Annotated in this window: 5 protein-coding genes; all 5 read right to left on the reverse strand. The window is 71.7% G+C overall.

Features of this window, described 5'->3' with window-relative positions:
- Positions 1–746: 746 nt before the first annotated feature.
- Complete coding sequence (locus OG285_RS12640) at positions 747–2612, reverse strand: GMC family oxidoreductase (RefSeq protein WP_356828732.1); 1866 nt, start codon at positions 2610–2612, stop codon at positions 747–749.
- A 20-nt stretch (positions 2613–2632) separates the two neighbouring features.
- A complete protein-coding gene (locus tag OG285_RS12645) occupies positions 2633–4255 on the reverse strand; it encodes a succinic semialdehyde dehydrogenase (RefSeq protein WP_371791001.1) in 1623 nt (540 codons plus the stop codon).
- A 199-nt stretch (positions 4256–4454) separates the two neighbouring features.
- Positions 4455–6233 carry a protein kinase gene (locus OG285_RS12650; protein ID WP_371791002.1) on the reverse strand — a complete coding sequence of 593 codons (1779 nt, stop codon included), beginning with the start codon at positions 6231–6233 and terminating at the stop codon, positions 4455–4457.
- A gap of 148 nt (positions 6234–6381) precedes the next feature.
- Positions 6382–8070, reverse strand: coding sequence for a protein kinase (locus OG285_RS12655; RefSeq protein ID WP_371793521.1), 1689 nt, complete (start codon positions 8068–8070; stop codon positions 6382–6384).
- Between the two features lie 181 nt (positions 8071–8251).
- A complete protein-coding gene (locus tag OG285_RS12660) occupies positions 8252–11248 on the reverse strand; it encodes a protein kinase (protein ID WP_371791003.1) in 2997 nt (998 codons plus the stop codon).
- Between the last annotated feature and the right edge of the window lie 118 nt (positions 11249–11366).

The following is an 11366-nucleotide window of genomic DNA, read 5'->3' on the forward strand; positions in this document are numbered from 1 at the left end:
CGTGGCTTCGCTGAGGCGTGTGACGTACTGCAGGTGCGTCGTGGGACCACATCTCAGCGTGTGTGACCGGGCGGCAGGGGACAGCGGCCCGGTCATCCAAGGCCGTCGGTTCCGGGGACGCCCGGAGCCGACAGCCCGGAGCCGACAGCCCGGAGCCGACGCCCCTGAAGCGACGATCCTGAGCCGACACCCCCGAACCACCAGTCCCGTCCCATCCCGGCCAGGCCCGCACGTCCCACGCCCGCATCCCGCACTTCCCCCTCCCACTCCGCTCCGCTCCGCTTCCTCCTCCACCGCACACCCTTCGCGAGCCGGGCGGCCACCCGGCTCCGACCCCTCCGCGGCGCACACCCCCCGGCGCCGCCGCCCGGCACCGGTGCTGCCCTGACGCCGGTGCCGAAGACCAGGGGCCCGTGGAATCACCTCCACGGGCCCCTGGTCTTCGTGCTGCACTGCGTGACGCAGCTCACAGGAGGAATCCGCGAGACCGGAAGCAACCATTCAGCGCGTCGGCCGGTCATCCATGCGTACCCACCAGTGGCCCCACCCGTGTGCACCAGCACCGCAGCAGGGCCGGTCGGCACGGACTCGGGAGGGCTGCACTCGGAGGGGGGTGCAGCCCTCCCGCCGCGTATGCCGGCCACCCACGAGGGCCACGTCCGGGGGCCGTTCATGAGGCCGTGCATGAAGGCCGTGCGTCAAGGCCGCCCGTGCGTCAAGGCCATGCATGAGGGCCACTGGCGGGACTATGCCCGCGGCTGCTCCGCCGTCTTCGGCTGCTCCGGGCCCGCCGTCCGCTTCGGCGGGACCGCGGGTATCCCCAGGAACGGCAGCCTGAGTGCGCCGAACGCCGCCGCCGGTACGGCCGGCGACCTCGGCTCGACGGCGGCGAGACGCTCGTACGGCTGTCCCTGCTCGGGGCGCGGGTCCGCGTCGCCCTTGTTGGGCCAGTACGACATGGCGCGCTCCGCCTGCGCGGTGATGGTCAGCGAGGGGTTGACGCCGAGGTTCGCCGACACCGCCGAGCCGTCGACCACCGAGATGCCCGGATGCCCGTACAGCCGGTGGTACGGGTCGATCACGCCCTCACCGGCGGACGCCCCGATCGGGCAGCCGCCCAGGAAGTGGGCGGTCAGGGGGGTCCCCATCAGCTCACCGATGTTCGAGCCGGCGAACCCGTTGATCTCCTCGGCGATGAGCGTCGCGGCCCGGGTCCCCTCGGCGATCTGCTTCGGGTTGGGCGCGCCGTGGCCCTGCCTGGCCGTGAGCAGACCCCGGCCGATCCCGCCCGGTTTGCGGTACGTGGTGAGGGAGTTGTCCAGCGACTGCATCACCAGACCGATGATGGTCCGCTCGGACCAGCGCCGGTTGGAGAGCGAACGGGCTGTCAGCCAGGGGTGCTTGGCGACGTTGCCGAGCCAGCCGAGCACCCGCCGGGAACCGAAGGGCACCTGGATGATGGACATCGCGCCCATCGCGTTGGACCCCTTGCCGTACCGCACCGGCTCGATGTGGGTATCCGCGTCCGGGTGGATGGACGAGGTGATCGCGACACCCTGGGTGAAGTCGGCCTTCGGTGTGCCGTGCTTCCTGCGGTAGCGGCGGTCCGTGGTCTGCGAGCCCACCAGCGCCTCGGAGTTGGTACGCGTCAGCTCCCCGAGCTTCGGCGAGATGCGCGGCAGCAGCCCCTGGTCCTTCATGGTGTGCAGCAGGGTCTGCGTGCCGTACGTCCCCGCGGCGACCACCACCTGCCGGGCACGCAGCACCCGCGGCGCCTTCTTGCGGGCGTCGGTCGTGACGGTGGTGACCCGGTAGCCGCCCTCGCCGTGCTCCGCCACCGCGGTCACCGAGGTCAGCGGGTGGATGACCGCGCCCGCCTTCTCGGCGAGGTACAGGTAGTTCTCGTTGAGGGTGTTCTTCGCGCCGTGGCGGCAGCCCGTCATGCACTCGCCGCACTCGGTGCACGCCTTGCGGGAGGGGCCCGCCCCGCCGAAGTAGGGGTCGTCGACGGCCTTGCCCGGCTCCGCCCTGGACGTGCCGTCCGAGTCCTCCCCGTCACCGAAGAAGACCCCGACGGGCGCCATGTGGAAGGAGTCGCCGACGCCCATCGCCTCGGCGGACGCCTTCAGATGGACATCCGAGGGCGTCATCGTCGGATTGATCCGGACACCGAGCATGCGCTGGGCCTGGTCGTAGTACGGCGCCAACTCGGCCTGCCAGTCGGTGATGGACGCCCACTGCCGGTCCTGGAAGAACGGCGCCGGAGGGACGTACAGCGTGTTGGCGTAGTTCAGGGAGCCCCCGCCGACGCCGGCGCCCGCCAGAACCATCACATTGCCGAGGAGGTGGACGCGCTGGATGCCGTAGAGGCCGAGCGCCGGGGCCCAGAGGTAGTTCTTGATGTCCCAGGAGTTCTTGGGGAGGGTGCCCGGGGTGAAGCGGCGGCCCGCCTCCAGGACGCCGACCCGGTACCCCTTCTCGGTGAGCCGGAGCGCGGTGACCGAGCCGCCGAAGCCCGAGCCGACCACCAGGACGTCGTAGTCGTACGGTGCGCCGGGGTCACCGCCGGCGGCGGCGGCGCCCTCACCGCGGACAGAGTTCTCCTGTGACATTGACTCTCCTCGTCAGAGAATTAGCGGAAGCGGAGGGTCTTCATCGCCTTGAGGCTGCGGCTCATGAACGCGGCGTACTTCTCGTCGTCCATACCGAAGGACGGCGCCATCGGCATGATCCGCTGGTGCGCGACGGTCTGCGCCTCGGTGTACTTGAGAATGCCTTCCGAGCCGTGCCTGCGGCCGAGGCCCGAGTCCTTCATGCCGCCCATCGGCGACTGCACGCTGCCGTACGCGGGCGCGTACCCGTCGTTGATGTTGACCGTGCCGGTCCGCAGCCGGGCGGCGACGGCGTGGCCGCGGCTGCCGCTCCTGGTCCAGACACTCGAATTGAGCCCGTAGGGCGTGGCGTTGGCGGTGGCGACGGCCTCGTCGTCGTCCTTGAAGCGGTAGACCGAGACCACTGGCCCGAACGTCTCCTCGGTGCAGACGGCCATCGGGGCCTCGACGCCGTCCAGGATGGTCGGCTCGTAGAAGAGCGGACCGATGTCCGTACGGTGCACACCGCCCGCGACCAGCGTGGCGCCCTTGGAGACGGCCTCCTCGACGTGTCGCCGCACGGCCTCCAGTTGCCGTTCACCGGCGAGGGAGCCCATGTCGGCGCCGTAGGCGAGGGAGTTGCCGAGGCGCATTGCCTTCGTGCGCGCGGCGAAGCGCTCCAGGAACGCGTCGGCGATCGACTCGTGGACGTACAGCCGCTCGATGGAGATGCAGAGCTGGCCGGCCGATGAGAAGCAGGCGCGGACCGCGCCCGCGGCCGCCTTCTCGATGTCCGCGTCCTCCAGGACCAGCATGGCGTTCTTGCCGCCGAGTTCGAGGGAGACACCGACCAGCCGGTCGGCCGCACCCCGGGCGACCTCGCGGCCGGTGCGGGTCGAGCCGGTGAAGGACACGAAGTCGGCGTGCTTGACCAGCTCGGGGCCGATGACCGGGCCCTCCCCGAGGACCATCTGGAAGACCTCGGCGGGCAGTCCGGCCTCAATGATCAGGTCGCGGGCCCAGAGCGCGGTCAGTGCGGTCTCGGTGTCGGGCTTCATCACCAGGGCGTTGCCGGAGACGAGGGCGGGCAGCGCGTCGCCGATGGACAGCTCGAAGGGGTAGTTCCAGGGGGCGATCTGGCCCACCACCCCGCGCGGCTGGCGCAGTTCGGTGACCTTGGTGAGCGTCGGGATCGCACCCGTGTGCCCCTTGGGCTTGAGGTACGAGGGCGCCTTGCGGCCGTAGTGACGCGCGGCGACGGCGACGGCCTGGACCTCTTCGTGGGCGTGCAGCCTGGCCTTCCCGGTCTCCAGCTGGATGAGGTCCAGGACCTCGGCCTGCCGGGAGAGCACCAGGTCGTGGAAGCGCAGCAGGACGGCGGCCCGGGTCCGGACGGGGGTCGCGGCCCACGCGCCCTGGGCCGCGCGGGCCCGCTCGAAGGCGGTCGCGACGTCCTCGGGAGTCGACTCGGGCAGATCGGCCAGCTTCCCGCCGGTGAAGGGGCTGTGGTTGGCCGTCCGTCCGGAACCCACCACGCCGCGCGTCAGCTGGGCGACCACTTCGGGGGTGACCACATCGGCCGCGGTACGCACACCGGAGGGGGTGGGGGCGATCGGGTTCGTGCCGTGGGAGGCCGTGGCGGTGGGAGCCTGCGAGTCCGTCATGAGGGGAGGTTATGCCCCGGCGGAGAGTTTCGGTACCCATCAGTAATGCCTTTTCACCGTCCCCACATATACCGCCAGTGATCGCTGGCGACATAACCCCTGATCAGGCGGGTTGGCTGCCTGAGCGGTGTTGCTCGCCATTTCTGCCGCGATCGGCGAAGGCGCGTTCCGGCTGTTTCCGCCGTTCCGGCCGTTCCGCTCAGTGGCGGTCTCCGGTGTCGGCCGAGGCCGGCGATGCCGACGTCGATGCTGATGCCGACGTCGATGCCGGTCCTGATGCCGACGTCGATGCTGATGCTGGCGCCGACGCCGAGAAGGTGCCGATGGCCGTGGTGAAGTGCCGTTGCGCCGTGTCGAGGCCGCCGACCGGGGCCGACACCCAGACGTCGTAAAGGCGGCCGCCCTGCTCCCAGCAGAGGTCGTAGGTATGCCGGGCGCCCTCGCCCTTGGAGTAACCGTTCCAGGTGAACTCCCAGAGCGCCGCGTCATGGCCGTCGTGCTTGGTCGCGGTGACCACGCCGTCCCGGTATCCGGGGTTGGTACGGGGCCCCGCCGAGTCCGACGCGCGCTGTGTCGCCATCGGGCCGCCGCCGGGGCTGCTGTGGATCCGAATACCGATACGGAAGACCTCGCCCGGCGTCATGTAGTAGACGCGCTTGTCGTCGGTGGAGCGGGTGGCGTCGACCGGGACGGCCAGGGAGAAGCCAGCGGGGTCGTCAACTGCGCGGTATCCGGAGGGTGCCGGCGACGCCCGATGGGTCAGCGTCACTGTGGGGTTGACGTCCGGGCCGGGTACGGCAGCGTGGTGGGGCTTCTGCTGCGGACCGCGATCCGGGGTGGCCGCGGGTCCAGCGGCCGGCGCGGAGCTCACGCTCCGGGACGGCGCTGCGCTGTCCGTACGGCCCGATCCCGCGTCACCCACCGCGTGCAGGACGATCCCGGCACCAGCGGCCGCGGCGACCAGCACTCCCGCGACAAGTGCGGCCCGCCGGACCGCGGGAGAAGAAGCAGAAGGGGTGTCAAGTACAGAAGAGATGTCCGGTGCAGGAGAAGTGTCCGGTGCAGGAGAAGTGTCCGGTGCAGCAAGGGTGCCAGGTGCGGGAAGGGTGCCAGGTGCAGAAGAGGCGTCTCCGCGCTCCGGACGGACGCCCCCAGTCCCGTACGGTCCGTACTCAGCCGCGTACGCACCCAGCAGCCGCTCCGCCTCGTCCACCCCCATCCTGCGCACCGCGTCCCGTTCGAGCAGGCCCAGGACGACAGGAAGCAGCGGCTCGGCCTCGGCGGGCGGGCGGATCTCGCCGGCGACCACCGCGTGCAGCACCCCGCCCAGCGAATCCCGGTGGAAGGGCGACTCCCCGCTCAGCGCGGCACACAACAGCGCGCCGAGCGACCACAGGTCGGATGCGGGCCCGGCCTCCTCACCCTGTATCCGCTCCGGTGAGGTGTACTCGGGCGAACCGACGAAGGCCCCGGTCTCACTGATCGTGGTCGCCCCGGCGAGCCGCGCGATCCCGAAGTCGGTGAGAACCACCCGGCCGTCGCCCTCCAGCAGAACGTTGGCCGGCTTGATGTCCCGGTGCAGTACGCCCCGGGCGTGCGCTGCCCGGAGCGCGCCCAGCAGCGCCACCCCGATACGCGCGGCCTCCCGGGTGCCCACGGGCCCGTGCTCGGAAAGGCGGCCCGCGAGGGAACCGCCGACCACCAGCTCCATGACGATGTAGGGGCGTTCGTCGTCCTCGACGACCACATCGTGGACGACGATCACATGCGGGTGCTTGATCTGGGCGACCGCGCGCGCCTCACGCAGCGCCGACGCGGTGGCGGCCCCGGTCTCCGGGTTCAGCTCCTTGACGGCGACCTCGCGCCCGAGCAGCTGGTCGGAGGCCCGCCAGACCGTACCCATGCCGCCCCGGCCGACCCGGTCCCCGAGCAGATAACGTCCGGCGATCAGACGGCTGTTACGCGGATCCTGTGCCACTGCTGCTCCCCCTACGTCCCCCTGGGCCCATCATGCCGCACGGCAGCCGGGGCGGGAGCGAGTGACGGATGTGCGCTGCCGTCAGCACGGGGGTCCGGCAAGGGCGTCCGGCATGGCAGCCCGGTGAGGCAGCTCTCTACGCCCTGGCTCAGTGCGGCGGCTGCCAGTAGCGCAGGACGGTGTCGAACCGGCTGCGGTCCCAGTCCTTGGCCGGTCCGCCCATGTAGATCGCGTACTCGGCCCGCCCGTGGTCCACGTTGTAGATCTGGTCTATGGCACGGCGCCGGCCCGGCTGCCCCTTGGTCTCGGTCCAGGTGAACTCCCAGAGCGCGGCGTCCTGGTCCCGGAAGTTGTTCACGTGCAGTGTGATCCGCTTGTAGGCGGGGAGCCGTTTGAGCTGCGGTTCGAGGGCCAGTTCATGCAGATACGGGGTGGAGTAGTCCGGATCGTTGTCGATGCTTATCCGGATGAAGTGGTTGCCGTCGTCCGGCGTGTAGTCGATCTCGTTGGAGCCGTCCATCTGACGCTTCCAGCCGTTGGGCAGAACCATGCTGAACCCCTCGGGCTCATTGACCCGGTGCCAGCCCGCCGGTATGCCTCCGCCCTGCGGCTTCTTCCCGGCGCCGGCGTCCGGTCCGCCGGAACCCGACACCGAGTCACTGCCCGAATCCGTCCGCCGGTTCTCGTACTTCATGACGCCGAAGCCGACCGCGGCACCGACGACCACCGCGAGGGCCAGGACCAGTGCGCCGGTCCGCCTACGACCGCGCTTCCGCCCGGCGGGCGCAACCGGAGGGGCGCCATCCGCGGAAGCCGGTACCGGTACCGGTACTGATGGCGGTACTGGCCCCGGTGCCGGCACGGAAACCGCTGCCGGCCCCGGTGCTGCGGTGTGTTCCGGTACTGCTGTCTGTGCCGGTGCTGCCGTCTGTCCGGGCGCTGGTGCCTGTTCCGGCCGGGACGGGGCCGCCCCCGACGCCACCGGTGCACCGGAGGAGTTGATCCGGCTCGTGGGCGTCGCGTCCTGGAGCATCGACTCGGCCACCAGCTGCGTCGGGACATACGCCTCCGCCTGCCGGGGCCTGCGCCCCTCCATCGCGTCGAGCAGCATGCGCTCCGTCTCGGCGGGCCCGGGCCGTTCGGCGGCATCCTTGCGCAGCAGTCCGGTGATGACGGAAGTGAGCGGCCCCGCCCTGGTGAGTTTCGGCGGCTCGTCGTTCACTACGGCCTGGAGCGTGGAGATCGGCGACGTGCGGCGGAAGGGCGAGCGCTCCTCGACAGCGGTGAAGAGCGTGGCGCCCAGCGACCACAGATCGGATGCGGGGCCCGGCGCCTCGCCGTAGACCCGCTCCGGCGCGAGGTAGTCGATGGAGCCGACGATCTCGCCGGTCCGGGTGATCTCCGAGTCGCCCTCGATGGCGGCGATGCCGAAGTCGGTGATGAGGACCCGGCCGTCGTGGGCGAGCAGGACGTTGCCCGGCTTCACGTCCCGGTGGAGCACCCCCGCCGCGTGCGCGGCGCGCAGCGCTCCCAGGACGTGCAGGCCCACCCGGGCGGCCTCGCGGGGGTCGAGCGCGCCCGACTCCTTGACCACGTCGGCAAGTGAGGGACCGTCGATGTACTCCATGACGATCCACGGCCGGTCGTCGAACTCGATGACGTCATGAACGGTGACGACCCCGGGATGGTTGATGCGCGCGGCGGCCCGCGCCTCCTTCTGCGTCCTGGCGTGCAGTACGGCCCGGTCGGCCTCCGATACGTACAGACCGGCCGTCAGTTCCTTGACGGCGACAGTCCGGTGCAGCACCTCGTCGTGAGCCCGCCAGACCTTGCCCATGCCGCCGCGACCGATGAGTTCGCCCAGCCGATAGCGGCCGGCGAGCACCAAGTCCGCGCTGTGAGTGTGTTCCACGTGCCCCTGTCCGTTCCCTCGACTGCCAGGTTACGGACGGATATTCGGTCGTGGAACCTCGGGGCGCGCCGTGATACCGCACTGTGACGGGAATCGCGCAGTCCGCTCACTTCTCGGTGCGGTAGGTGGCAACGGCCTGTTCGTAGATTTCGGTGACCTTGTCCCTCTGTGCTTCGGGTCCGATGACCTGCACGACGTGGTAACGGCCTGCGATAATCATGGCCACATTACGGACGAACACCTCGCGTCCGCTGCTGTCCTGCCAGGTGAACTGCCCTTCGGCCATGGCCTGCTTGCCGACGTCTATCCGGCGCAGTCCCGCGGCGGACGACCACGTGGAGTCACGGAACGGTTTGAGTTCTCGCTCTTTGTCGCGCTGGTACGCCATGGGATCGGCGCCCTCGTCCTTGACGCTGTCGCGGCCGGGGACGACGACGAGTTCGAAGTCGCCGCCGAGGTAGCGCACCTGTCCGGCGTCGTTGACGGAACGGCGCTCCCAGTCCTTGGCCACCGCCACCTGGAACCCTTCGGGATCCTTGCGGATCGCATAACCCGCGGCCGGTCCACCGCTGTCGGGCTCCGTGCCCTGCGGGGACTGCGGTGTCCCGGCCGACCGCGACTGCGGCGACCCGCCGGGCCCGCCGGACTCCGGGGAGTTCCGCTGCCCCGAAGCGGAGGCGGTCGGCAGCGGCGCGGGCGCGCCCGTGCTGCCCTGCCGGGAGTCGTCGGCCTTCGGCATGAACTTCAGCGCGTACACGAGGGCGGCGACCAGGACGACCAGGACGACGACGAGCAGTGTCCGGCCGAGGGAGCGCGGCTTCGCGTCCGGCCGTGGCTGCCGGCCCGCAGGTGCGGACCGCTCGGACGGGCCCGCCGCCACCGACTGCATCGGCTGCGCGGGCTGCGCCGGACCCGTGGACCCGGCCGGGCCCTGCTCTCTCCGGCGGCCGCCCTTCCGCTGCTGGCGGTGGCGGCCGTGCACGCCGTCCCCGCCCGGGTTGCGACGGCGCCGGCGGACGAGTTCGCCCCTGCGCCGCACGATCGGCAGCCGCGTGGCGTCGACCGGCGGGACCGGCACGATCCCCTGCCCGGCGTCGGGCTCGGGCGCCGACCGCACCAGCGAGCGCAACCAGCCGCGCAGCTCCTCTATGTCCGGCCGCTCCGTGGGGTCCTGACGCAGCAGCGACTCGACGACGGGCCGCAGCGGACCGCACTCCTCGGCGAACGCGGGCGGCTCCGCGCAGACCAGCTGGACGAGTTCGGCGGCGCTCTCCTCCGGGTACGGGGCGTGGCCCTGGACGGCCCGGAAGAGCAGCGCCCCCAGCGCCCACAGATCGGTGGCGGGCCCGACCGGGGCGGCGAGCTGCCAGTTGCCGTGGACGGGGCCCGCCTGCTCGGGCGCCCACCGTTCGGTGACGGCGCCCACGACGGTGATACGCGCCTGCCGGGCCCGCTCGGCCGCGAGCGGCGTCCCGGGCCCTCGGCGCGCGGTCACCGCGGGTCCCGCCGCAGCCCGGTCCCACCCGTCCGGCACGGCGACAGCCGCAGGAGGGCTGGGGATGCGCCGGTCCTGGGCAGTGTCGTTCTGGGTGTTGTGGTTCTGCGTGCTGCGGTCCTGGGCGCTGCGGTCCCAGGTGTTGTGGCTCTGGGCGCTGCGGTCCTGGGCGTTGCGGGTGCCCTGGTCCTGGGCTTCCCGGCCGCGTGCTTCCCGGCCGCGTGCTTCCCTGCCGCCCTGCGCTTCCCGGTCCCGCGCCTCCCGGCCGCGCTGCGCCTCCCGGTCGTGGGCGCCGCGCAGGTCATCGGCGCGCATGCCGTCCCCGGCGCCGGAACGCGGCTGTGCCCCGTGCCAGAAGCCCGTCGGTTCATGCCGCGCGGGCTGCGAAGAATGCGACGAACCGGACCCGGGACGCTGAACGGGGAAACCCCCGGTGTCGCTCCCCTGCTCGTCCCCGCTGACCCGCGCCGCGGCCCGTGCACCCGCACGGTAGGCGGCTATGGCACCGGCCCGGGCAGCACGGACGTCCCCCGCCGAAACGGCGCCACCACCCCGGGTGGCGGGCAGCCCGGGATCAGGCACCCCGCGATCAGGCACCCCGGGGGCAGCGGACAGCCCGGACTCCTGGCCTGAGGCGGGCGGCGCGTCCTGCAGCTGGTCGTACATCCGGCCGCCCGGCTGTCCGCGCCGCTCGTCCTGGGCGTATCCGGGCGGCAGCGCAGGCCCGGACGGGAGCTCCCGCGTACCCGACGGCGGCGGCCCCTGCTCAGCAGGGAGCCCCCGCTCAGCGGCAGGCAACTCCTCACCGACCGGGCGTCCCAGACCATCCGGCACATCCGGCACATCCGACTCGTACACCTCGGGCGACGCGGGCGACGCATACGGTTGCTGTGCCCCGTCCGCTCCCGGTACGGCCGGGGAATCGGACCCGGGGCCCGGGCCTGCCCCGACAACCGGCTGCGATAACTCCGCGGCCGGCACCGGGTCGTAACCGCAGAGCGCCTCCTCCGCCGCTCCCGCCGCCAGTCCGGTCAGGACCACACGGCCGTCGTCGCAGACCAGCACGGTCCGGGCGGTGATGTTGCGGTGGGTCCAGCCATGGGCGTGCAGGACGCGCAGCGCGGTGAGCACATCGGAGGCGATCTCCGCCGCGCGGTACGGGTTCAGGGGATGCTCGGCGAGCATCGCGGCCAGCGGTGTGGCCTCGACCAGTTCGCTCACCACCCAGAGCGAACCGCCTTCCGCGAAGACGTCGAAGACCTGGTCGAGCCGGGGGTGGTCGGGGATCTGCGCTGCGGACTGCGCCGCCTCCATCGCCCGCCGCACCGCCGGGTCAGCGGGCCTGCGGGTGGTACGGGCCGACGCGTGCCGTGCCTCGGCGAACCCGGCGCCCGGCCCGGCATCGGGCCCGACGCCGAAGCCCGTCCCCGCTCCGCTCTCGTCGAGCATTTCCGCGTCCACGACCTCCGGCAGCGGCACCTGCCGGACGAGGACTTCCTGTCCGCTGTAGGTGTCGAACGCGCGGATCTCCGCAGGCTCGAACTCGTCGCCGGGCAGCAGCGGAAGGCGGTAGCGGTCGGCAAGGACCCTTCCCGCGTACTCGTCCACGACGCCTCCCCGGAGCGCGCTGTTCCCTGGTCTCAGGGGCCACGTTAATCCGCACCGATCCGTATCAATCCGTCAAATACGGTCGATTACAGGCCCATTGCGGCTGCGTACGGTCCGC

Source organism: Streptomyces sp. NBC_01471 (genome assembly GCF_041438865.1).
Taxonomy (GTDB): domain Bacteria; phylum Actinomycetota; class Actinomycetes; order Streptomycetales; family Streptomycetaceae; genus Streptomyces.

Excerpts from the sequence above, each read along its gene's own strand:
- OG285_RS12640 (WP_356828732.1), bottom strand. The coding sequence starts at position 2,612 with ATGTCACAGGAGAACTCTGTCCGCGGTGAGGGCGCCGCCGCCGCCGGC.
- OG285_RS12645 (WP_371791001.1), bottom strand. The coding sequence starts at position 4,255 with ATGACGGACTCGCAGGCTCCCACCGCCACGGCCTCCCACGGCACGAAC.
- OG285_RS12655 (WP_371793521.1), bottom strand. The coding sequence starts at position 8,070 with ATGGGCAAGGTCTGGCGGGCTCACGACGAGGTGCTGCACCGGACTGTC.